This is a genomic window from Xenorhabdus vietnamensis (genome assembly GCF_002127535.1).
Lineage (GTDB): Bacteria > Pseudomonadota > Gammaproteobacteria > Enterobacterales > Enterobacteriaceae > Xenorhabdus > Xenorhabdus vietnamensis.
The window spans coordinates 183,539-207,930 of the sequence record NZ_MUBJ01000004.1; the positions used below are offsets into that span (position 1 = coordinate 183,539).

20 protein-coding genes are annotated in these 24,392 nt (G+C 42.1%); 19 read left to right on the forward strand and 1 reads right to left on the reverse strand.

Going from position 1 to position 24,392, the window contains the following annotated elements; all coding sequences use genetic code 11:
* Positions 1–517: 517 nt before the first annotated feature.
* The 13 genes from flhD (at position 518) to Xvie_RS06040 (ending at position 14,047) form a co-directional block, all read left to right on the forward strand.
* Positions 518–868 carry a flagellar transcriptional regulator FlhD gene (flhD, locus tag Xvie_RS05980; protein ID WP_086108430.1) on the forward strand — a complete coding sequence of 117 codons (351 nt, stop codon included), beginning with the start codon at positions 518–520 and terminating at the stop codon, positions 866–868.
* Positions 869–870: 2 nt separating this feature from the next.
* Positions 871–1,452, forward strand: a complete 582-nt coding sequence (gene flhC, locus Xvie_RS05985) for a flagellar transcriptional regulator FlhC (RefSeq protein WP_086108431.1) — start codon at positions 871–873, stop codon at positions 1,450–1,452.
* Positions 1,453–1,586: 134 nt separating this feature from the next.
* Positions 1,587–2,468, forward strand: coding sequence for a flagellar motor stator protein MotA (motA, locus tag Xvie_RS05990; RefSeq protein WP_086108432.1), 882 nt, complete (start codon positions 1,587–1,589; stop codon positions 2,466–2,468).
* A 2-nt stretch (positions 2,469–2,470) separates the two neighbouring features.
* On the forward strand, positions 2,471–3,484 hold the full coding sequence (motB, locus tag Xvie_RS05995) for a flagellar motor protein MotB (RefSeq protein WP_086108433.1): 1,014 nt from the start codon (positions 2,471–2,473) through the stop codon (positions 3,482–3,484).
* A gap of 6 nt (positions 3,485–3,490) precedes the next feature.
* On the forward strand, positions 3,491–5,719 hold the full coding sequence (gene cheA, locus Xvie_RS06000) for a chemotaxis protein CheA (protein WP_086108434.1): 2,229 nt from the start codon (positions 3,491–3,493) through the stop codon (positions 5,717–5,719).
* 30 nt (positions 5,720–5,749) lie between these two features.
* The gene (gene cheW, locus Xvie_RS06005; RefSeq protein WP_086108435.1) at positions 5,750–6,247 is read left to right on the forward strand and encodes a chemotaxis protein CheW; all 498 of its coding nucleotides are present in this window, start codon (positions 5,750–5,752) and stop codon (positions 6,245–6,247) included.
* 148 nt (positions 6,248–6,395) lie between these two features.
* Positions 6,396–8,099 (forward strand): methyl-accepting chemotaxis protein, encoded by a 1,704-nt coding sequence (locus tag Xvie_RS06010; RefSeq protein WP_086108436.1) that lies wholly within the window; start codon positions 6,396–6,398, stop codon positions 8,097–8,099.
* A gap of 56 nt (positions 8,100–8,155) precedes the next feature.
* Entirely contained in the window at positions 8,156–9,787 is a 1,632-nt protein-coding gene (locus Xvie_RS06015; RefSeq protein WP_086108437.1) for a methyl-accepting chemotaxis protein, read from the forward strand.
* 6 nt (positions 9,788–9,793) lie between these two features.
* Positions 9,794–10,681 (forward strand): protein-glutamate O-methyltransferase CheR, encoded by an 888-nt coding sequence (cheR, locus tag Xvie_RS06020; RefSeq protein ID WP_086108438.1) that lies wholly within the window; start codon positions 9,794–9,796, stop codon positions 10,679–10,681.
* Positions 10,674–11,726: a protein-glutamate methylesterase/protein-glutamine glutaminase gene (locus Xvie_RS06025; RefSeq protein WP_086108439.1), complete on the forward strand. Its 1,053-nt coding sequence runs from the start codon at positions 10,674–10,676 to the stop codon at positions 11,724–11,726. Before cheR ends, Xvie_RS06025 begins: the two co-directional genes overlap by 8 nt.
* A 67-nt stretch (positions 11,727–11,793) precedes the next feature.
* Positions 11,794–12,183 (forward strand): chemotaxis response regulator CheY, encoded by a 390-nt coding sequence (gene cheY, locus Xvie_RS06030; protein WP_086108440.1) that lies wholly within the window; start codon positions 11,794–11,796, stop codon positions 12,181–12,183.
* 9 nt (positions 12,184–12,192) lie between these two features.
* Complete coding sequence (cheZ, locus tag Xvie_RS06035; protein WP_086108441.1) at positions 12,193–12,849, forward strand: protein phosphatase CheZ; 657 nt, start codon at positions 12,193–12,195, stop codon at positions 12,847–12,849.
* 400 nt (positions 12,850–13,249) lie between these two features.
* Positions 13,250–14,047, forward strand: coding sequence for an alpha/beta fold hydrolase (locus Xvie_RS06040; protein WP_244175490.1), 798 nt, complete (start codon positions 13,250–13,252; stop codon positions 14,045–14,047).
* Between the two features lie 4 nt (positions 14,048–14,051).
* On the opposite strand, the gene Xvie_RS06045 is transcribed toward Xvie_RS06040, so the two are convergent.
* Positions 14,052–14,630: a recombinase family protein gene (locus Xvie_RS06045; protein WP_086108443.1), complete on the reverse strand. Its 579-nt coding sequence runs from the start codon at positions 14,628–14,630 to the stop codon at positions 14,052–14,054.
* A gap of 391 nt (positions 14,631–15,021) precedes the next feature.
* Here Xvie_RS06045 and flhB point away from each other — a divergent pair, with 391 nt between their 5' ends.
* The 6 genes from flhB to Xvie_RS06085 all read left to right on the forward strand — a co-directional run bounded on the left by flhB (position 15,022) and on the right by Xvie_RS06085 (position 24,382).
* Complete coding sequence (gene flhB, locus Xvie_RS06055; protein ID WP_086108445.1) at positions 15,022–16,173, forward strand: flagellar biosynthesis protein FlhB; 1,152 nt, start codon at positions 15,022–15,024, stop codon at positions 16,171–16,173.
* The gene (gene flhA / locus Xvie_RS06060) at positions 16,166–18,268 is read left to right on the forward strand and encodes a flagellar biosynthesis protein FlhA (protein ID WP_086108446.1); all 2,103 of its coding nucleotides are present in this window, start codon (positions 16,166–16,168) and stop codon (positions 18,266–18,268) included. Before flhB ends, flhA begins: the two co-directional genes overlap by 8 nt.
* 600 nt (positions 18,269–18,868) lie before the next feature.
* Complete coding sequence (locus tag Xvie_RS06070; RefSeq protein ID WP_086108447.1) at positions 18,869–19,450, forward strand: DUF4291 domain-containing protein; 582 nt, start codon at positions 18,869–18,871, stop codon at positions 19,448–19,450.
* A gap of 1,042 nt (positions 19,451–20,492) precedes the next feature.
* The gene (locus Xvie_RS06075) at positions 20,493–21,047 is read left to right on the forward strand and encodes a fimbrial protein (RefSeq protein ID WP_086108448.1); all 555 of its coding nucleotides are present in this window, start codon (positions 20,493–20,495) and stop codon (positions 21,045–21,047) included.
* A 104-nt stretch (positions 21,048–21,151) separates the two neighbouring features.
* Positions 21,152–21,859 (forward strand): fimbrial biogenesis chaperone, encoded by a 708-nt coding sequence (locus Xvie_RS06080; RefSeq protein WP_086108449.1) that lies wholly within the window; start codon positions 21,152–21,154, stop codon positions 21,857–21,859.
* Positions 21,860–21,886: 27 nt separating this feature from the next.
* The gene (locus Xvie_RS06085) at positions 21,887–24,382 is read left to right on the forward strand and encodes a fimbria/pilus outer membrane usher protein (RefSeq protein WP_086108450.1); all 2,496 of its coding nucleotides are present in this window, start codon (positions 21,887–21,889) and stop codon (positions 24,380–24,382) included.
* The last annotated feature ends 10 nt before the right edge of the window (positions 24,383–24,392 follow it).

Consider the following 24,392-nt stretch of genomic DNA (forward strand, 5'->3'; position numbering starts at 1 on the left):
TAAGGGGGAGATTTTTTGTCGTTATTTTGAATTTATAAGTTTAATAGATCGTATAAAACAAAAAACAGTTCCTAATATTTTTATTTAGATAATTTAACTTATTAATTGTAGACTATTTTTTATTTTTTATTGCTTGAATAGTTAATGAGCTAGAAGCATAATAAAAAGCATTAGTTTTGTGACGACCATCACATAATATTTAAAATGACATATATTCTCCGTTGTATAAGTTGATGATTCAGGAGTAAAGTTAATTAGTATTAAGATTATTCTTAATCAATTTTGGCAAGTGCATTACCCAGATGACGCAATAATACTTTCACAACCCATTACCGAAATATTTTAGAAATTGGGCGATCCCAAGAGTAATACAAAGGACAGTTACTGCTCTGGCTAAAGATGTATATTTCAGTTATGTCGGAGATTATTGAATCTCATGCTACTGGTAATTTTGTCGTGAGTGATTCTTTGATCACTTAATTTAATTTTTTCATGTAATCGGACGGGATATATAGAAATGAGTACGGTTGAATTGCTCAAACATATTTATGACATAAATTTATCGTATTTGCTTTTAGCACAACGGCTAATTAACCATGAGAAAGCATCTGCGATGTTCCGTTTAGGTATTAGTGAATCGATGGCTGATACGTTGGCCGAGCTGACATTGCCTCAGTTAGTAAAATTAGCTGAAACAAACCAACTGATTTGCCATTTTCGTTTTGAAGACCACGAAACCGTGCAGCAGTTAACTAAGGAATCGCGGGTGGATGATCTGCAACAAATTCATACAGGTATCTTGCTGTCTACTCATCTTTTTCAGCAGTTATCCGCTCGGGATGACAATTCAATCAAGAAAAGAGCGTAAAGATGGTTGAAAAAAGTATTGTTCAAGAAGCGAAAGATATTCAGCTGGCAATGGAACTCATCACTTTAGGCGCGCGATTACAGATGCTTGAAAGTGAAACGCAACTAAGTAGAGGCCGATTGATCCGGTTGTATAAAGAGTTGCGGGGAAGCCCTCCGCCTAAAGGGATGCTACCCTTTTCGACGGATTGGTTTATGACTTGGGAACAGAATATTCATTCGTCAATGTTCTACAATGCTTACCGTTTTCTGTTGAAAAGTGGACATTGTGAAGGTGTAGAGGTTGTTGTCAAAGCCTATCGGCTGTACCTTGAGCAATGTCCTCCAGGGAATGAAGAGGTGCCTGTTTTGGCATTAACCAGAGCTTGGACATTGGTGCGTTTTGTTGACAGTGGAATGTTACAGCCAACACAATGTCGCTGCTGTGGTGGAACTTTCATTACACACGCCCACCAGCCGGTAAATAGCTTTGTTTGTAGTCTTTGTCAGCCACCTTCACGGGCAGTAAAAAAACGTAAACTTTCCTCTCAACTTGCCGATACTAATTCACAACTGCTGGATGGATTTGCTCAGCAAGCTATGTGAATTTAAATGGGAAAGTAAAATGTAGGTTACAGGTTTGAGCATAAACTCTGTAACCTGTTATCACACCCTTCTTCGTTTATCAATTCGCCCTGTTCAAATCCCATCTGCTCACCAACTTAGCTAAAGGATATCGCGTGTTAGTACTTTTAGGATATATCGTGGTTTTTGGTGCGGTAATTGGTGGCTACCTACTTGTCGGTGGTCACATGGGCGCACTTTATCAGCCAGCAGAATTTTTAATTATTGCAGGTGCGGGAATTGGCGCTTTTATCGTGGGCAATAATGGTAAGGCGATAAAGGCAACACTGCGTGTTTTGCCAAAAGTATTGCGCAGATCAAAATACAATAAAGCGATGTATATGGATCTCATGGCGTTGCAGTTTCGTTTGTTGTCCAAATCTCGCCAAAATGGATTACTGGCTTTGGAGCGGGATATTGAAAATCCACAGCAAAGCGACATTTTTACGCAGTATCCCCGTTTGTTGAAAGATCAGCATTTAATGGATTTCATCACTGATTATATGCGCCTGATCATCAGCGGTAATATGAATCCCCATGAAATTGAAGCCTTGATGGATGAAGAAATTGAGACTTACGAACAGGAAAGTGAAGTGCCGGCGACCAGCTTGGCAATGGTTGGCGATTCACTGCCTGCATTCGGGATTGTTGCTGCCGTAATGGGAGTCGTTCATGCGCTGGGATCGGCGGATCGTCCGGCAGGAGAACTGGGCGCGTTGATTGCACATGCGATGGTGGGAACATTTCTGGGGATTTTATTGGCTTATGGTTTTGTTTCCCCTTTGGCGACGCTGCTTCGTCAACGCAGCAGTGAACAGGTCAAAATGATGCAATGCATCAAGGTGACACTACTTTCCAGTTTGCATGGTTATGCACCACAAATTGCGGTTGAATTCGGTCGTAAAACATTATTCCTCACAGATCGTCCTTCATTTACAGAACTTGAAGAACATGTTCGTCGGGTTAAGTCCCCTGTACAACAAGAAGTTGAAGAATAATTATGAGAGCGAATAATGTTTCCGTTGTCAGAATAAAAAAACGTAGAAAACATGATTCAGGCCATGTTGGCGGATCATGGAAGATTGCTTACGCTGATTTTATGACTGCAATGATGGCATTCTTTCTGGTCATGTGGCTGATATCGATTGCCAGTCCACAGGAATTGACCAGCATTGCAGAATATTTCCGTACCCCTTTACAGGTAGCGATCAACAAAGGACAGCAAAGTAGTGATAGTACCAACCCGATCCCAGGGGGAGGGGATGATGTTTTCCAACAGAACGGGGAGGTTTTTCGCCAATCCAACGATGTTGAAACCAAAGAAGAAAATCGTCGCTTGAATCGGTTACACCAGCAACTTGACCAGTTGATAATTACCGATCCTCGCCTTAAAGAACTGCGCCCTCATCTATTGATTGACATGATGGATGAAGGTTTACGTATTCAGATTATCGATCGAGAAAATCGCCCAATGTTCATGATTGGTAGTTCAAAGGTCGAAAGTTACATGAGCGATATCTTGCGGGCAATTGCGCCGATCCTGAACGGTATTCCAAACAAAATTAGCCTTTCTGGTCATACTGATAGCTTACCGTATGCTAATGGTCAGCGGGGTTACAGTAACTGGGAGCTTTCTTCTGATCGAGCCAATGCATCAAGACGTGAATTGCTGATAGGTGGTCTGGATGAAGTCAAAGTCCTGAGGGTTGTGGGTATGGCATCCACTGTCAGTATGCAGAAAGGTATTGATCCTAATGCGCCGATTAACCGTCGTATCAGCATCATTGTACTGAATAAAGATGCAGAAAAAAGGATTGAGCAGGAAAACAGTGGCGGTAACGCCATGACCGCTAACAATAGTATGGATATGCAAGAAGTCATCAGAATGGATTCGAATGAGGGCACGACTGCTCAGCAACCCACCGAACAATCCCATGTGATCATAAAACATGAAATCATAAAATTGGAACAGCTATCGGCTGAACCGTTGAGTGATACTAAGATGACAGAGTAAGTAACGATGGATATTACCGCGTTTTATCAGACTTTCTTTGATGAAGCAGATGAATTATTGGCTGATATGGAGCAGCATTTATTGTTGCTCAATGCCGATGAACCTGATCGTGAACAGCTGAATGCAATATTTCGCAGCGCCCACTCCATTAAGGGGGGCGCTGCAACTTTTGGTTTTACCAAACTGCAACAGACTACGCATGTTTTGGAAAATCTGCTCGATAGTGCCAGACGTGACGAAATACGTTTGACCATTGACATTATCAACCTGTTTTTAGAAGCGAAAGATATTATGCAGCAACAATTGGATGCCTATAAAAGTTCTCAGGAGCCGGATGAAGATACATTCAATTATATCTGCGAGACACTGCGTCAGCTTGCATTAGAACTACAGCAAGAGCAGCAGGAAGAAGCATTTTTTGCAGCAACATCTACAGCTCAGGCTGAACTTGTTACGGAGGACGTCGTAAACAAAGTCGAGGAAAAACAATCGGTAACATCAGATCAGCCCGAAAAAAAACAATCCGGAGAAAACCAGCCAGAAGAAAAACATGCTTCGGCAGACAAATCCAATCATGGGCAGATCCGTGTTCATTTATCTGGACTGAAAGAGCGTGAAGTCAGTTTAATGAAGGATGAGTTGGGGCATCTGGGTGAGATTTATGATGTAGAACAGACTACAAACAGCCTTGAAGCATCATTGATCACGTCTGCCACAGAAGATGATATCACGGCTGTATTGTGTTTTGTTATTGAGCCTGAGCAGATAACTTTTTTACCAACAGATGAATCTCAGCCGGAAAACACGGATACTGAAACAGAACAAGATGCTGTTGTAAAAGCTGTGGCAATAAATAATGCAGCAGAAAATAATACAGCAGACAGTGACGCAGAAAAAAATACGGTGGCAGAGGCTACCACAGCAGCAAATATAAACAATCCACAGCCGATTAATACCCCTAAAAAAACAGATCTACATGAAGTCGGACGTCCAGCACCACGTCCGGCAGCGGGATCGCCGCGTCAACGTGCGGAATCGTCCAGTATCCGAGTTGCTGTTGAAAAGGTTGATCAGCTTATCAATTTAGTGGGCGAATTGGTCATTACTCAATCTATGCTTGCACAGCACTGTAACGGTCTGGAACCGACAAAACACAGCGAATTACTGAGTTGTATGGCTCAATTGCAGCGCAATTCCCGCGATTTGCAAGAGTCTGTCATGTCAATACGTATGATGCCGATGGAATACGTTTTTAGCCGTTATCCGCGCTTGGTACGGGATTTGGCTGGGAAACTCAATAAGAAAGTGGAATTGACATTGATTGGTAGTTCGACCGAACTGGATAAAAGTTTAATTGAACGAATTATCGATCCTCTGACGCATTTGGTACGCAACAGTCTTGATCACGGTATCGAAAACCCGGAAAAACGTCTTGCTGCTGGAAAATCAGAAACTGGTAATTTGACTCTGGCCGCTGAACATCAGGGTGGAAATATCTGTATTGAAGTTATTGATGATGGGGCTGGTCTAAACCGTGAGAAGATCTTGGCAAAAGCACAATCTCAAGGCCTGAGTGTCAGTGAAAACATGAGCAACGAAGAAGTGGCTATGCTGATTTTTGCTCCCGGTTTCTCTACTGCAGAAGTGGTAACAGATGTTTCCGGCCGCGGTGTCGGCATGGATGTGGTCAAGCGCAATATTCAAGATATGGGCGGACAAATTCAGATTAATTTCCAAGAAGGGAAGGGAACTGTTATTCGCATTTTGCTGCCACTGACATTAGCGATACTGGATGGTATGTCGGTCAAAGTTAATGGTGAAGTTTTCATCCTGCCATTGAGCGCAGTGGTCAGTTCATTGCAGCCACAGGATGAAGATATTTATCCGTTGGCGGGTGATGAAAAACTATTGCAGGTACGTGGTGAATATTTGCCGCTGCTTGAACTATATCGCATATTCGATATCCCGAATGGAATGGTTGACCCAACGAAAGGTATTGCTGTCATTGTGCAGAGTGCCGGGCGTCGCTATGCATTGCTGGTGGATGAACTGGTGGGACAACATCAAGTTGTTGTTAAAAATATTGAGAGCAATTACCGCAAAGTACCGGGCATTTCGGCGGCCACCATTATGGGGGATGGTAGTGTTGCGCTCATTATTGATATTCCTGCTTTGCAGAAACTTAACCATGAACAATTGGCTGAGCGTAAAGCGGATTTGGTGAATAACAAATAAGATTATCCAATCACACTAAAAGGTAACATCATGTCAGCCATAGAAGAATTCAATAAATTATCGGGCGAAACAACCGGAAAGGAATATCTGGTTTTCACCTTGGGTGACGAAGAGTATGGAATTGAAATATTGAAAGTGCAGGAAATTCGCGGTTATGATCAAGTTACCCGCATTGCGAATACGCCTGCTTTTATAAAAGGGATCACCAACCTGCGCGGAGTGATTGTTCCCATCATCGATTTGCGGATCAAATTCTCGCAGGAAAATGTCACCTATAACGATAATACCGTAGTGATTGTCCTGAATTTGCTTAACCGTGTTGTTGGGATTGTGGTTGATGGTGTGTCTGATGTGTTGTCTCTGAAGGACGATCAGATTTGTCCTGCGCCAGAATTCGCAGTCACTTTATCAACAGAATATCTAACAGGGCTTGGTTCTCTTGATGAACGGATGCTGATTCTGGTTGATATCGAAAAACTTCTCAACAGTGAAGAAATGGCGTTAGTTGATTCAGTTGCCAAAGGTTGATGTTTTGGGCTGCTGCAATACAAAACAGCAGCCTTTTTGTTTTAGATCAAAAAAATGCTGTAAAAAATCAATTTTTAGAATTACGCGTAAAGTTCCCTTTAAGCGTGCCGATAACACTGGCATAGCAATTTATTAAAAAAGGGAAGTCATGTTTAACCGAATGAAGATAGTGACGGGACTCATCTCAGTCATCATATTGTTTGGTGCTTTGCAATTTATCTCCGGGGGATTGTTCTTCAAAGGGTTGAAGAATGATATAGAAGCCTTTAATTTAATAGATAAAATGAGAAAGCAGCAAATCTATCTGGATGAAAGCTGGGTTAACCTGTTGCAAGCCCGCAATAACCTGAACCGTGTTAGCGTTATTTATATAATGAAAGGGCGCGGTGTTGAAGGTAGTTATAACATTGAAGACGCTCAGGCAGAAGCCAAAACTAATATTGCCCGCGCTGAACGACTTTTCGAGCAATATGATCAGACTGAAAAACTGTCTTTTTATGATCAAGAGCGTCTCCAACGTTTGAAACAGACCCATCATGATTATCTAAATGCACTGAAAGAATTAGATAACATGCTGGAACATGAAAAGTTTGAAGAGTTTTTTCTACATAAAACAACTGATTATCAGAACGCTTTTAATAAGGAACTTAGTTTTTATCTGTCCCAGAGCGCAAAACTTTATGATCAGGTGTCACATGAAGCTGATGAGGCTTACAGTAATATCATCGTTTCGTCGATCTTTGTGATGATTCTGCTGGTTGTGGTCATGATAATAAGCTGGATTGGCTTACGTAAAGCATTGCTCGATCCATTGAATCAACTGCTAGATAACATTAAGGCCTTCTCAAAAGGGGACTTGACCCAGACGATTACCGTATCTGGTAATAATGAAATGGGCATGTTAGCTGTTGGTCTGATGCACATGCAGATGGAGCTGATCAATACGGTCAGAAGTGTTCATCAAAGCACCGAAACCATCTATACCGGCACTAGTGAAATTGCTGCGGGTAACAATGATCTTTCTTCTCGTACTGAACAGCAAGTGGCTTCATTGGAAGAAACTGCTGCTAGCATGGAACAGTTGACTGCAACCGTAAAACAAAATGCTGACAATGCTCGTCAAGCCAGCAACTTGGCTGATAACGCCTCTGAGATCGCCCGTCAGGGAGGTAAAGTGGTGGCCAATGTTGTTCAGACCATGCATGAAATTGCAGACAGTTCTCGCAAAATCTCCGATATCACAGGCGTGATTGATGCGATTGCTTTCCAAACTAACATTCTTGCTCTTAATGCTGCTGTAGAAGCTGCCCGTGCTGGTGAGCATGGACGTGGTTTTGCTGTGGTAGCTGGTGAAGTGCGCAATCTGGCTCAGCGCAGTGCAGAAGCGGCCAAAGAAATTAAGTCACTGATTGAAGACTCTGTAAACCGTACTGATACTGGCTCTGAGCTGGTCGGCAGTGCTGGTGAAACCATGAATAAAATTGTCGATTCTGTGACCCGCGTGACTGACATCATGGGAGAAATTGCATCGGCTTCTGATGAGCAAAGTAGAGGAATTACCCAAGTTGGTGTAGCTATTTCTGAAATGGATAGAGTTACCCAACAAAACGCGTCACTGGTTGAACAGTCTGCCGCTGCCGCTGCGGCATTGGAAGAACAGGCCAAAATATTGACCAAAGCTGTCGCGTTGTTTCAGTTACCGGAGCAGGCAGAAAGGATGAAGCCTGAAAATAGAAAACATGAAGTTTTATTGACGAGTAAATCGTCAACTCCTCCAGCTAATAAAACGAATACTCCCGTACTGAAAAAAAACAGTAGTGTGGAAGACCCATCTAACTGGGAAACATTCTAAAAAAATAATAGCGATAACCACGGCTGCATAATGCAGCCGTTAAACGAGGTGATTACATGTTAGGCAAGCTTCGCATATCAACCAGTTTGTATCTGTTACTGATGATGTTTTGTGTTATGCAAATTATTTCGAGTGGTTTATCTCTGGGAATAATTCATACGGACCAGTCATATATTGAAAAAATTGATCTGGGAACTCAACGGAGAGATACTCTTGGCTTGAGTTGGGCGGCATTGTTACAAACGCGTAATACTCTGAACAAAATCGCAATTGCTCAGAAAGTGGGGCAACCACAAACTCAAATAGATGCAATGGAAGCGTTACTCAAAAGTTCACTGAATGAGGCAGACAGAAACTTTGCCAAATTCAGCTCATTACCTCAGATGGAAAAAACTGACAACAGTGCAGTTTTATTGTCTGCGGTTGAACATTCTTACCAAGAATATATCAACGCATTGAAAGAACTACAAACTTACCTCTATGAAGGTGATTTTCAGGCTTTTCTTGCTCAACCTACAGAAGAATATCAGCGCAAGATGGAAATTGCATATAACAACTATATGCAGTACCTCGGTGCGAACATTAGAGAAGCAGTTTCTGATGGTGCGTTTTACTATAAAGTATCCATTGCCATGTTCTTTGGCGCTGTCTTGATGGTATTTGTTGTTTCAGCAGCGGCTCATTGGTGGCTGAGACGTAATCTGCTTAGACCGTTTTCGAATATGAGAGCTTGCTTTCAGGATGTAGCCGAAGGCCGCTTGGATAAAGAAATTGCCGTAACCACCAGTGATGAAATTGGTGATATCTTCCGAAAACTGCGTGATATGCAGACCTCATTAATCAAATCCATTGCTTCTGTACGTGAGAATACCAATCAAATGTATTCTGGCATTCAGGAAATCACACAGGGCAATACGGACTTATCTTCACGTACAGAACAACAGGCGGCATCGTTGGAAGAAACGGCTGCCAGTATGGAAGAACTGACCGTTACTGTTAAACAGAATGCAGAAAATGCGCGTCAAGCCAGTGAACTGGCGGTATCTGCTTCCCTGACCGCTTCAAAAGGTGGTGAACTGACCACAAGTGTTGTAGCAACTATGGATGAAATCACCAATAGTTCGAAGAAAATCAGCGCCATTATCAGTGTTATTGATGGCATCGCCTTCCAGACCAATATTCTGGCATTGAATGCAGCCGTTGAAGCGGCACGTGCTGGTGAACAGGGGCGAGGTTTTTCTGTGGTAGCTGGCGAAGTACGTGACTTGGCACAACGTAGTGCTGAAGCAGCAAAAGAAATCAAAACATTAATTGATGAATCTGTCCACCGTGTTAACCAAGGTTCAGAACTGGTTAACAATGCGGGGCAGACTATGGATGAATTAGTTCGATCAGTGAATCAAGTAACTGATCTCATGGCCGAAATTGCTGCTGCTTCTGATGAGCAAAGTCGTGGCATTCATCAAGTTGCTCAAGCCGTCAGTCAAATGGATCAAGTCACACAGCAAAATGCTGCATTGGTGGAACAATCTGCGGCTGCGGCTTCTGCCCTTGAAGACAAGGCAGATATATTGGTGAGAACCGTCGCCCAATTTGAGTTGCCTAGAAGCTTGGAAAATGAGCACGATTATCAAACGTCTTCTGCATCAAACATGACTGATGAGTATGTTGTAAGCCAAGTACGCTGAGGTCAGATGAAATCCAACTTAATAGCTTCAGATACTGATGCTACCGCACCGCTGAACTTTATGCTTCAGCGGCATGCTTTGTCGGATGCGCAATTTGAGCGCATCTGCCAGTTTATTTATCAACGGGCTGGCATTGTACTGGCAAAAAATAAACGTGAGATGGTATACAATCGCTTAGTCAGGCGGCTTCGTGTATTGGAGCTTAATGATTTTGGTCAATACCTGTCCATTCTTGAACAAGATAGCCACAGTAAAGAATGGGAATTATTTATTAACGCATTGACTACCAATCTCACGGCATTTTTCAGGGAAGTCCATCATTTTCCCATTCTGGCGGCACATGCCAGCAGGAAAAACGGAGGAACATACCGCGTTTGGAGCGCCGCAGCTTCAACGGGGGAGGAGCCGTATTCTATTGCTATGACCTTGTGTGATGCGCTGGGGCATCGGTCAAATCGGATAAAAATCATTGGCAGCGATATTGACACCAGTGTGCTGGAAAAAGCCCGGCAGGGTGTTTATCGGCTGGAAGAATTACAGTATCTGAATGAAAGCCAAAAGAAAAAATATTTTTTCAAAGGAGTAGGTCTCTTTGAAGGATATGCTCGGGTTCGCCCTTTACTGGCTGAATTGGTGAATTTTCAGCACTTGAATCTACTGGATTCTGATTGGGCACTCGAAGGCAAGTTTGATGCGATATTCTGCCGTAATGTCATGATTTACTTTGATAAAAAGACACAGGAAAGGATCTTGCGCCGTTTTGTCAATTTCTTAAAACCGGATGGTTTGCTCTTTGCAGGGCATTCCGAAAACGTCACTCAAATCAGCCGAGAGTTCTACTTGCAAGGACAGACCGTTTACGGTGTAGGTCGGGCAAGGAGGGGTCATGAATAAAATAACTGTTCTTTGTGTGGATGATTCGGCGCTGATGCGCCAAATCATGCGTGAAATTATCAATAGTCACCCTGACATGGAAGTGGTGGACTGTGCACCGGATCCATTTGTTGCCCGCGATTTAATCAAAAAACACAATCCGCAGGTATTAACATTGGATGTTGAAATGCCGCGCATGGATGGAATTGATTTTTTGGAAAAATTAATGAGATTACGCCCTATGCCTGTCGTGATGGTGTCTTCTCTGACAGCAAAAGGTTCGGAAATTACACTAAAGGCACTAGAGCTGGGCGCTGTGGACTTTGTGACTAAGCCACAACTGGGTATCCGTGAAGGCATGTTGGCTTATAGCGAACTGATTGCTGAAAAAATCCGTGCTGCGGCTCAGGCCAAAATAAGTACTGCGGCACCCGAATCTGTGAGTGCCGCTCCCTTGACTTTCAAACCGCTATTATCCAGTGAAAAACTGATCGCAGTAGGGGCATCAACAGGGGGAACGGAAGCAATCAAAAATTTGCTGCAACCCTTGCCGGTCACTAGTCCGGCTTTACTAATTACTCAACACATGCCTCCAGGTTTCACACGTTCTTTTGCTGAAAGGCTCAATAAACTGAGCCAGATTACAGTAAAAGAGGCGGAGGATGGAGAACGAGTCCTGCCGGGACATGCTTACATTGCTCCAGGGGATCGCCATATGGAGCTTTGCCGCAGCGGCGCTAATTATCAAATCATGATAACTAGTGCGCTGCCAGTTAATCGCCATCGTCCTTCTGTTGATGTTTTATTTCGTTCCGTTGCTAAACATGCAGGGCGTAATGCCGTAGGCGTGATTTTAACTGGCATGGGCAGTGATGGTGCTGCGGGGTTGCTGGAAATGAAGCAAGCAGGAGCTTATACGTTGGCTCAGAGCGAAAAAAGCTGTGTGGTATTTGGAATGCCACGTGCAGCGATCCAGTTGGGAGCGGTAGATGAAATCATGGATCTTCAAAAAATCAGCAAAACTATGCTGGCCAAAATCAGCGTGGGGCAATCGATTCGTATTTAGTTGTTATATTTGATGTTAATTTTTGCAGCGCTGTGCTGCTGGGTAAGTGAAATTCCAAGGAGTTTTTATGGCAAGTAAGGATCTGAGATTTCTGGTAGTCGATGACTTTTCAACAATGCGTCGAATTGTACGTAATCTACTGAAAGAACTGGGCTTTAATAATGTAGATGAAGCACAGGATGGAGCAGAAGCGTTGACTAGACTCCGCACTTCCGAATTTGATTTCGTTATTTCTGACTGGAACATGCCAAATATTGATGGCCTCGAATTGCTGAAAACGATTCGCAGTGAAGAAAAACTGGCTGCCTTACCTGTTTTGATGGTAACGGCAGAGGCAAAAAAAGAGAACATTATTGCAGCAGCACAGGCCGGAGCCAGCGGTTATGTTGTGAAACCGTTTACTGCGGCCATTTTGGAAGAGAAACTCAATAAAATATTTGAAAAATTGGGGCTCTAAGGAGACAAAATGAGTGAAAATCCAGTCATGCCGAGAAATGAGGCGATCCCGACCAGTGAAATAATCAGTCGTATTGGGCAGTTAACGAGAATGCTGCGTGACAGTTTACGAGAACTGGGATTGGATCAAACTATCGCTCAGGCGGCTGAGGCGATCCCAGATGCGAGGGAGCGATTGAATTACGTTGTCCAAATGACGGCACAGGCGGCTGAAAGGGTGCTGAACTGTGTTGAAGTGGCGCAGCCCCGTCAGAATGAGTTGGAGGCGTCTGCAAAAGACTTGACCCAACGTTGGGATGAGTGGTTTGCAAACCCGAACAACTTGGATCAGATTGATGCCCGCTCATTGGTAACAGACACGAGAAACTACCTGAATCTCGTGCCCGATTACACCTCATTTACTAATGCCCAATTGCTTGAGATCATGATGGCGCAAGACTTTCAGGATCTCACTGGGCAAGTAATCAAGCGGATGATGGAAGTCATTCAGGAACTGGAAAAACAGTTGGTCATGGTATTGATGGAAAATATGCCCTCTGACCAGATGGCTAAGGCGAAAAAAGAGAACGACAGTCTTCTTAACGGCCCTCAGGTTAACCAGAGTAGTGCTGGCGTTATTGCCAATCAAGCACAGGTTGATGATTTATTGGATAGTTTAGGTTTTTGATAACGAGTGTGAGTACTTTAACGAACAGAACTTTTATATTTTGAGTGCGTTTGGGTGAGCCGGGTGGCTGGCCCAAACGTCTGCCCCGACATTATTTCCCCCATCATTTTTTATACCCATTATTCTTGAATATACTGGAAAGAAGATCAGGTCACAGAGTTATCCACTTAATTTAGTGTATAAAAATACACTAATCCAGAGCATACAGAGGAAAACATTGTGAAGTTTATTTTCCATATGAAAGGTTAAAACCACCGTCTTTAGACGGTTACTTTGACTTTAATTTTTTGACATATGCGCGTTTACGAGGTGCGTGGTTCGACGACTTTTAGTCGTCGGCACCGAAGTGCGCTAACCCACCTACTTCAGTAGGTGGTAGTTAAGTGATAAAGTTATTAAGTTGACAGATTCATTTGTTTCTTACCGTAAGGAATTTCAAGAAGATCAGCAGAGTAACAAAAAACCGATCGTCTTCCTGCACGGCACAAATAGCAACGGCAACAGTAGCTTTGGAGAAATAAAAAAAGCGTTTGGCGGTGATCGGACGGTTATCATCCCTGATTATGCAGGATGTGGAGATTCTGAATTACCGTCAGGAACAGTGACTATTGAGCATCTGGCGGAGCAAATTGCTGCTGTGATAGAAGATAGCAGTAACATTCCTGTTGATTTAGTCGGCGTTTCTTTAGGGGCAGTAGTTGCGGCGGTTGTGGCAGCCGAATACCCGTCTCTCATCAATAAATTGATACTGACAGCACCGTGGGTGACAAATAATGATCCTCGCCATCAATTAATATTTAATACTTGGTTGCATCTGGAGCTGAATGATAAAGCATCAGCGATGGCTTTTGGTTTATCGCATGCCTTAAGCACAGAATTTCTCTCATCTCTGGGGCATGAAACTATACAGAGAATCTGTTCTCAACCAGAAGAGAAAGAGATAGAAAGACGTATTGCCTTGGGATTAACGATAAATATAAAAAATTATCTTAATAAAATAGATAAAGAGACATTGATTATTGGATTAAGTAGAGATACGTTAATTCCGCCTTATTTGGTACGTGAAGTTTATAAAAATGTGAAAAACAGTGCATACAAAGAAATTAATAGTGGTCATGCGGTGCAAATTGAGAAGCCAACAGAATGGATTGATGTAATCAAAGATTTTACTTTCTCCACACCAATGTTTTCTCATTAAGTTGTTAATCATGGAATGGAAAATTAATCACTTTTCCTACTGGCAAATACTTATAAATTGTTGATAACGACACATTGTAAATAATCGACAACTGTTTCCGGGTATGCCCTTTATTCAGCAATCTGGCCGCTTGTTGTCGATCTTCCTCGGTAAACATCACTGGCCGACCGCCAATTCGCCCCTGTTCCCGTGCTGCTGCCAGACCTGCATTGGTTCTTTCCACAATCAGTTCGCGTTCCATTTCTGCCAATGCACTCATTACGTGAAAGAAAAATCGTCCCATTGCTGTGCTGGTGTCGATGCTATCAGTCAGGCTTTGAAAATGAATTCCACGTTCATGCAGCTCTGAAATGAGTGTCACCAAATTTTTCACACTGCGCCCTAACCGATCCAATTTCCAAACCACCAGCGTGTCACCGGATTTAAGATGCTTTAAAGCACGTTTGAGTCCTGGGCGATTAGCTGTTTTCCCACTGATTTTATCTTCAAAAATCAATTCACAGTTGATGCTGACCAAGGCATTTCTTTGTAAGTCACTATTTTGATCATTCGTTGATACTCTGATGTAACCAACTCTTGCCACTGAAAATCCTTTATCTATTTAATGAACTATTTATTTTAAAATAATACCATTTATTTTTTATAAAAAACCTTTAATTTTATTAAATGAGAGATAAAATTCTGATATGAAAAAGTTAATATCATCATGAGAGATGTAAGAAACGCCCTCTCTATCGATGAGATGACGAGGGGGGGAATGCTATCATGATGATCCTTAATTACGACTAGGCTACTTGATCCAATCTCTGGTGTTTTGTTGGGCAGTTGCCATAATTCCCCAAATACCCCCGCAAATTCCGCAGTGTTCCCCCCATTGAATTTCTTGGCTTTTGTCATGCTTAGCATAATTTTATTTGCCCTTTGCTGAAGGCAAATTTTCTGCATGTAATCACGAATGCTCACCAAGGAAAGCTGTGGCTGAAGATAGCGATCTCGAAAAAACTGAAGAACCCACGCCCCATAAACGGGAAAAAGCCCGTAAAGATGGGCAAATTGCACGTTCCAGGGAGCTTACTTCTATTCTGATGTTGGCAGGAGGCGTAAGCCTGCTCTGGATGAGCGGACAGTCGATCACCCATGAACTTTCATTGATGGTATTTGAAGGATTTAATTTCGACCATAATATGGTCAGCAATGATAAACAGATGGTGCAGCAAGTTGGTCGCTTACTGAAGCAGGCCGTTTGGGCGTTGTTGCCCGTATTTGTGGGATTGGTATTGATTGCCCTCAGTGCCCCTGTCTTGATGGGAGGGCTGATATTCAGCTCAAAATCCATCAAATTTGATCTAGCCAAGCTTAATCCTGTTTCTGGCCTGAAGAAAATCTTCTCCATGAACGCACTGGCGGAACTGTTCAAAGCTATCTTGAAAGCATCTCTGGTAGGCGGTGGCGCAGCCCTGTTTATCTTGCTGAACTGGCCTACCATGTTGAAACTGACCGTTCAACCTCCGCTGATAGCATTGAGCGATGCCATGATGATGCTGATTTTTGCTGGTTACATTGTTTTATTTATGTTGATACCGATGGTTGCGTTTGATGTGCTTTATCAAATCCGTAGTCATCTGAAAAAATTGAGAATGACCCGTCAGGAGATCAAGGATGAATTCAAGGAACAAGAAGGGGACCCACATGTAAAGGCGCGGATACGTCAGCAACAACGTGCGGCTGCGCGTAAACGCATGATGGCGGATGTGCCCAAGGCTGATGTCATTGTCACCAACCCAACTCATTACGCCGTTGCCTTGCAGTATGACAGCAAAAAAATGAGCGCACCCAAAGTATTGGCTAAAGGGGCAGGGCTTATTGCATTGCGCATTAAAGAAATTGGTGCGGAAAATCGCATTCCATTACTGGAAGCTCCTCCTTTGGCGAGGGCATTATTTCGCCATGCCGAAGTAGGAGGCTTTATTCCTGCGGCGCTCTATGCTGCCGTTGCAGAAGTGCTTGCCTGGGTTTACCAATTGAAACGTTGGAAACAGGAAGGTGGCCTAAAACCGAAAACACCTGAAAATCTGCCAGTGCCGCCAGCACTGGATTTTGCTGGAGAAAATAATCGTCATGGCTAATCTGGCCTCATTACTACGTTTATCGGGAAATCGTTTACCGGGGAATATAAAAGGCTCCCAGTGGCAGATGCTTGCGGGGCCTGTTCTGATCTTAATGATCTTGTCGATGATGGTGTTACCGTTGCCACCATTTTTGCTCGATCTACTATTTACTTTTAACATCGCACTTTCCATCATGGTTTTGCTGGTGGCGATGTTTACCCGTCGGACACTGGATTTTGCTGCTTTCCCGACCATCTTGCTGTTCTCAACCTTGCTGCGCTTGTCACTGAACGTTGCTTCTACGCGAATAATCCTGATGGAGGGGCATACCGGTTCAGCGGCTGCAGGGCAGGTAGTGGAAGCCTTTGGTCACTTCCTTGTCGGTGGTAATTTCGCCATTGGTATTGTGGTTTTTGTGATCTTGATCCTGATTAACTTTATGGTCATTACCAAAGGTGCGGGGCGCATCGCTGAAGTTGGTGCACGCTTTGTACTTGATGGTATGCCCGGTAAACAGATGGCAATTGATGCTGACCTGAATGCCGGATTGATCGGTGAGGATGAAGCTAAAAAGCGTCGTGCAGAAGTCACGCAGGAAGCTGATTTTTATGGCTCAATGGACGGTGCGAGTAAATTCGTGCGCGGTGATGCCATAGCCGGATTGATGATACTTGTAATCAATATTGTTGGTGGATTGATAGTCGGTGTTGCTCAACATGGTTTGACTCTGGGTGATGCAGCAGAAGCCTATACCTTGCTGACTATCGGTGATGGATTGGTTGCCCAGCTGCCTGCATTAATCATCTCCACAGCGGCAGGTGTGATTGTAACCCGCGTGGCGACTGATGAAGATGTTGGTCAGCAAATGGTTACCCAGCTTTTCAATAATCCTAAAGTGATGATGTTGAGTGCCGGGGTACTTGGTTTGCTCGGTCTGGTGCCGGGAATGCCTAACTTTGTTTTTCTATTGTTTACGGTGGCGCTGGCAGGTGTGGGCTATTTCCTGTTACGTAAAGATAAAAATCCACTGGCGGCGCAACATGAAGAGATGAAAGCGGTAGAAGAGCAGCAACAAACTGCAGAGGCTTCATGGTCTGATGTGCAATTGGAAGATCCACTGGGAATGGAGGTAGGTTATCGGCTGATCCCAATGGTGGACTTCCGTCAAAATGGCGAATTACTTGGCCGTATCAGTGGTATCCGCAAAAAATTTGCGCAAGAAGTGGGATATCTGCCACCTGTCGTGCATATTCGTGACAACCTTGAATTGGCTCCAGCCAGTTATCGCATCATGATGAAAGGGGTCGAAATTGGTCGTGGCGAAGCACATCCTGGACGTTGGTTGGCGATTAATCCGGGTGGAGCAGTGGGTGAATTGCAAGGTGATTTGACGACAGATCCTGCTTTTGGTCTGGCTGCTGTTTGGATTGATGATAGCTTAAGAGAACAGGCGCAGGTGCAGGGTTATACTGTCGTGGCAGCCAGCACCGTTGTTGCAACTCACTTAAACCATTTGTTATCACAGCATTCCAGTGAATTATTTGGAAGACAGGAAGCGCAGCAATTGTTTGAGCGTGTCAGTCAGGAAATGCCGAAACTGACGGAAGATTTCATTCCTGATGTTGTTAGTCTGACAACTTTGCATAAAGTCTTGCAAAATTTGATGGCGGAGCAAGTACCCATTCGCGATATGCGTACCATTATTGAAACCCTGGCAGAATACGCTCCGGCACAGAAAGATCCTTATGAATTGACTGCCATGATTCGAATTGCACTTGGTAGGGCGATTGCTCAGCAATGGTTCCCAGGAGCGGATGAAATCAAAGTCATTGGTTTAGATGCAGGGTTGGAAAGGTTGCTGCTTCAGGCACTGCAAAACGGTGGCGGACTGGAGCCGGGATTGGCGGAAAGTCTGGAGCGTCAGGCGGCAGAGGCATTGGAGCGCCAGGAAATGTTGGGAGCACCGCCTGTATTATTGGTCAATCATGCACTGCGCCCACTGTTATCTCGTTTCCTGCGTCGTATACTGCCTCGGCTGGTTGTATTGTCTAGCCTTGAAATTACCGATAATCGTCAGATCAGAATGACGGCAACAATTGGTGGTGCGAGGTAGTATTAGCAACTATACCCTTCATCTTTCAAGTTGCCTCTTTGTTGGCTGCGTTTACTCACCCCGGTTACATAGTTATCTATGCTCCCGGGGATTCGTTCCCTTGCCGCCGCGATACATCTTGAAATCCATTGGGTATAAGTATTTGGGTATAAGTATTTTGATGAGTAAGAATAAAGAATATAGGGTGATCGCTGCGGTGATCACCTTTATTATGGAGTGATAACGTATAATCAACCTTTAGGCCCTTGCCATTGCAGCTTCTTTTTCATTTTGTCTGGAACCAATTTAAAGAGCATTTTAATTCGTTCTTTATGGAAATGATAATTAGAGCACATCTTATCGTTAGCATTTTCTAAATAATACCTAGCTTGATTATTTAAAAAATGATGGATCAAGTGTTTGCACATTTCTGATATGGGGAAGTGCAAATCTCAACATCTCAATATATATATCAATACGGTTCATGATACTATCCTAAGTATAAAAATTATCTTTCATTCAGAAAAGGTACGTTGTACAGTTTTATAATTCTAATGCGTATGTTTATTTTAATCTAATTATTATGTATTTTTCCGGTTGAATATAATAAATAAGGATAATATGTTTTCACATAAAAATAACTCAATCAAGGCATATTACACTGATGAATATATCAGGGTATATCAGGCTTTTTCCGATTCAATTGCTGATAGTACCATTAAGAATGGTACTTTTGTATCCCCTCCTTTTAGCATGACTCGCATGACATGGATCAAACCCTCCTTTCTATGGATGATGTATCGATCAGGTTGGGCAAAAAAAGATGATGGACAGAAAAGAATTCTGGCAATTGACCTTACACATGAAGGATTTAAAGAAATTATTCAGCAAGGTGTGATTAGCCATTTTGATCCTAAATTTTTTGATTCAAAGAAAACTTGGGAAGAGAAGGTGCAAAGCAGTGATGTTGTAATTCAATGGGATCCGGAGCGGGATATTTCCTTGAATAAGTTAGAACAAAGAACAATACAGATTGGTTTACGCAACAAAGCGGTAGAGAGCTATGTCAACCACTGGATTGTTAAGATTACTGATGTTACTGAACTGGCACATGAAATTCATGAATTAGTGAAAGATAATAATTGGGATAAGGCCCTATCTTTGTTGCCAGAAGATAGGATATATTCAGGCAACAATCAATAAATTATAAGTTACAGCGTAGTCAACGACGCTGTAACACCATTAAGAATCGTTATGCAATGGAAAATAAAAAAATAATAAAGTATGTATTTATTATATGAATACATGTAGTGATAATTTGTTATTTAATTCAGAATATTATCTTGATAGAGATAAGGCTATAGTTTATTTTAATAAAAATGGAAAAATATTTTATAGGTGTTTTTAACTAAAAATTAAATCATAAATAAATTTTTTATTAACTGTTTTGTGTAATCAATATTTTCATTTTTCGGTTCTCATAAAAATGGGGTAATTACTGAGTTGGAGTTAGAGTAATAATGTAATTTCTGGAAATTTAAAGCCTCTAGAATGGTGTTGTGCATAAACTCGATAACTCTCTTGAGTGATGTTCACATGAATTTTAAAATTAGTTAATTGCTCATTATATAAACTAAAATCAAGAATATTGAGTGATTGACAGTATATAACGATCGAAATTAGAATTTTAATAGTTTTTACCTATCGATTGTTGCTAATAAATAGTTAATAACAATTTTAATGACAATATGAGTTAGTGTATCTTGCCTCCTTTGATAATAGAGATTTTATTGTTTTAGTTCATAGGATGAGTTTATATAAGTCAAATTTATATAATAATATCTGGCATGGAGGCTGTGCTTATGTTTTTTCTAGATACGGATATTCTTCTCTGTAGTTTTCATACAACATTTCCATAACAAAATGAATGGCATTTAATCAAAAAATGCTTTTGTGATTTTATACATATATAAGCGTATATATAGCTGTATGAATTGATGGGAAAATAATAGAAATTATCGAGCTGATATTTGGATAAGATATGTATAGAGATAAATGCATATCTCAATTTTATTTCTATCATTGAAAGTGTATTTATTAAGGGAGAATAATGTAAAGGATTATATTTATTAAATAGAATTAATTAAATTTTTTAATATTAATTTATTGATGTTTTATGGATTTTTAATCGAAAAATATTATCATTTCGATGAGTTTTGCACACATAATATAAATGGAATAAAGAATGAAGTTATTAATAAAATCGGCTGTTACTGCGGTGATTTGGGGGTCTATGATTGTTTCTGCATTTGCTATTAGTAATACTGGCAATATTACCTTTACTGGCAAAGTGACTAAAGGAACATGTTCTTCTGCGGTAGCGAGTGATTCTGGTAATGTCACTATGCCTGACGTCGGTATAGGGGATTTTACAAGTAAGGGTGACACTAAAGGTGATAGAGATTTTCAAATTATGCTGAATAAGTGTAGTGTCAATCCATCGGGTAATTCTTCAGTAAAAATCAAATTTACTGGTGACTCAGATACAGATAATTCAAAGGTGCTGAGGAATAGAGCATCGAGTTCTCCCGCAGTTGGTGTTGGTATTGGCATTTATAATAAATTAGCGGGATCGCAAATTGAAATAGGAGGTTCACCTGTGGAAGTTGCCACGTTAACTTCTAAAGAGACCAGTAAGGAATTAAAATTTATTGCTAAGTATGTGGCGACAAAAGATAAAGCCGATATTAAACCTGGTCCAGTGCGAGCTAATGCGAATTTTACAATAGAGTACGACTAATTCTAATTCCTTACATTTTCATTTTTTTATTGCATCTGTGATATTTCCACTGTTTTTGGTGGGAATATCCCTTATTTTTAATTTATGTAGGGATGGATATCGTTATGTCAAAATATTTTTTGATCGGGTTGTTATTTTCTCTGCCTGTTTTTCTTGCCGCTCCCGTCCACGCTGGGATATCACTCAGTAATACTCGGGTGGTCTATGAAGCCTCTCAACGTGAAGTAACCATTTCCGTCATCAATGACAGTAAAGAAAATGTTTATCTTATGCAGTCTTGGGTAGATATGTTTACTCCAACGGCTGAATCTTCTGGTCAAAAAGCACCATTTTTAGTAACTCCCCCTTTGTTTCGTTTAGATGGTGAGCAAGAAAACCGTCTGCGAATTATTTTGACGAATGACACATTACCTCGAGATCGTGAATCTATCTTTTGGCTTAATGTTAAGGCCATTCCTGCCCTGAGCGAAAATAAAGAAAATCTCTTGTTGATATCGCTGAAGAATCGGATAAAACTTTTTTATCGTCCGGAGGGATTGACAGAGCAACTTGCTGCTAATGCTTATCAACAACTCACTTTTTCCCAGAAAGCGGGACAATTGGTGGTGAAAAATCCAACGCCTTTTTATATCTCTTTTTATGACATTAAGCTAGGGAGCAGTTCAATACCGGAAGCTGGCATGGTAGCACCGTTTAGCCATCAGCAATGGGGGTTACCCACAGGTTCTGGCAATACCATTACTTGGAGAGCCATCAATGATTATGGTGGCATCACTGAGCCTCAATACCAAACATTATCATCCATACAATAACCTATCAGTCAGAAGATATTTGGTGTCATGAGTTTGATTATTCCTACTGTCTGTAAACGGCTAGCGTTGTTGATGATAGCAACAGGGTTCCTGCCTACTGTTGGGTATGCCCGTGAATACTTTGACACCAATGCGCTGGAAATTCATGATCCGTCTGCCCCGCCCCCCGATTTAAGTTATTTTGCAGAAAAAGGGGGCAGTGCGCCAGGAACATACAGGGTTGTTATCCGTGTCAATGATCAGGACAAAGGTACACAGGATATCCAGTTTGTGGTGGGAGCCAAAAAAAAGCTTCAACCCGTCTTATCGGTTCAGCAATTGGTTGACTGGGGAGTCAATATATCTGCTTTTGCTGGTTTGAATTCAGAATATCAACTTTCTAATTTATCTGATTTTATTCCTTATTCCAGTGCATCATTACAACTGGGCCAACAAACTTTGCTGATCACTATTCCTCAGGCAGAAATGACAACAGCAGCCCGTGGTGCAATTGATTCATCGCTTTGGCAGCAAGGGGAATCAGCATTATGGGCTAGTTATGACCTCAGTGGTGTTGACACTCGAGATAAAAGCGGCTCTGGTACAAATAATCTCTATATGAATTTACGTAGTGGGCTGAATTGGGAAAGCTGGCGCTTACGGAATTATTCCACCTACTATCGAAACTTCGGCAGAAATAGTGGCGATAAAGCACATTGGGAAAATCTGAGTACATATTTGCAACGTGGTATTCATTCTCTAAAAAGCCAGCTCGTGATTGGTGAGACTAATACACGGGGAGAGCTGTTTAGTGGATTTGCCTTTCGAGGTGTCACTCTGACATCGGATGATAACATGCTACCGGATAGTCAGCGGGGCTTTGCTCCGGTAGTGAGGGGGATAGCAGAAAGTAATGCTCAGCTCACTATTCGTCAAAACGGGTACATTATTTATCAGACCAATGTTCCACCTGGGGCTTTTGTGATTGATGACCTTTATCCTATATCTTCCGGGGGAAGTCTGGATGTGGTTATTCGGGAAGCTGATGGTCGTGAACGCCACTTTGTTCAACCATTTTCATCAATTCCCGTTATGTTGAGGGAAGGGCAATTCAAATACAGCTTTACGGTGGGTGAATACCGCAATTCAAACACAGATGCCGATCAACCAATCTTTATGCAAAGTGAGGTTTATTATGGCCTGCCATATGCAACAACTATGTATGGCGGTATGCTGTTGTCTCCAAATTATCAGGCGTATGCAGCTGGTGTAGGATACAGTTTTGGTCACTGGGGATCTTTGGCATTTGATATCACACAATCACAGTCTGATATTATCAATAAAGGTCAACAACGAGGTTGGGTCTATCGGGCACAGTATGCTAAAGATTTCGAACAGACTGGCACTAATCTGTCTTTGACCAGTTATTATTACCCTTCACCATATTTTTATGATTTTCAGAATGTTAATGACAGAGCGACGTATAATGAGCAGTCATATCTCAATAAACATAAATTTCAGTTCACACTGAACCAAAGTTTGTCGGATTATGGCAGTCTCTATTTTTCCGGTTACTTGCAGAACAATTGGGGAAGCAGAGGCACTACCCGCAGTTTGAATGTCGGGTACAGCGTGAATTATTCCAATATCCATTACTCGCTGAATTACACCCAAAATATGAGTTCAGGCAACTCAATGGCCGATAATCAACTGGCATTCAATGTACAGATTCCCCTCGATCGCTGGCAGACAAATAGTTGGGCGACTTATAGTATCAATCATAATCGTAGGGGCGATATCAACCAATCGGTTGGATTGAGTGGCATGGCCTTAGGTAAATTGAATTACTCTCTGCAACAGAGCCACAGTAATAGCGGCCAGGGCACTAGCAGTAATATAAACCTTAACTATAAAGCGCGTTATGGTGTGTTGTCTGGCGGATACCACTACAGTGATGATTCACAGCAGGTTAGTTATGGTTTTAGAGGGGGTGTTGTTGCCCATCGTCATGGCTTGACTTGGTCGCAACCGCTGGGTGAAACCATTGTTTTGGTCAAAGCGTCTGGAGCTGCTGGCGTTAAAGTTACTGGCTATAGTGGTATTGAAACTGATGGACAGGGCCATGCGGTATTACCTTATGCCAGTCCTTATCACCGTAATCGTGTTGCCTTATCACCGGATTCTTTTGGGGAGGGGGTGGACATAGAGTCTAATACCCAGACTGTTATTCCAACACAGGGAGCCATGGTCGTGGCTGACTTCCAAACACGGATCGGTCGCCGGGTATTATTTAATTTAACTCATCAGGGCAAATCTATTCCTTTTGGCGCAATAGCTACCTTGAATGAAGAAAATACATCCCATTCCTTTATTGCAAATCAGAGCATTGTTGGCAATGGGGGAGAAGTTTATTTCGGAGGTGTTCCAGAACAAGGCCAATTATTTGTCCAATGGGGGAGTGGTCAGTTTGAACAATGTAAAATGCATTTTATGTTGCCAAAAAGTGAAGCTGTGGTGATTTCGATACATGAAAATTGTCAGTGATGGCAGGAGG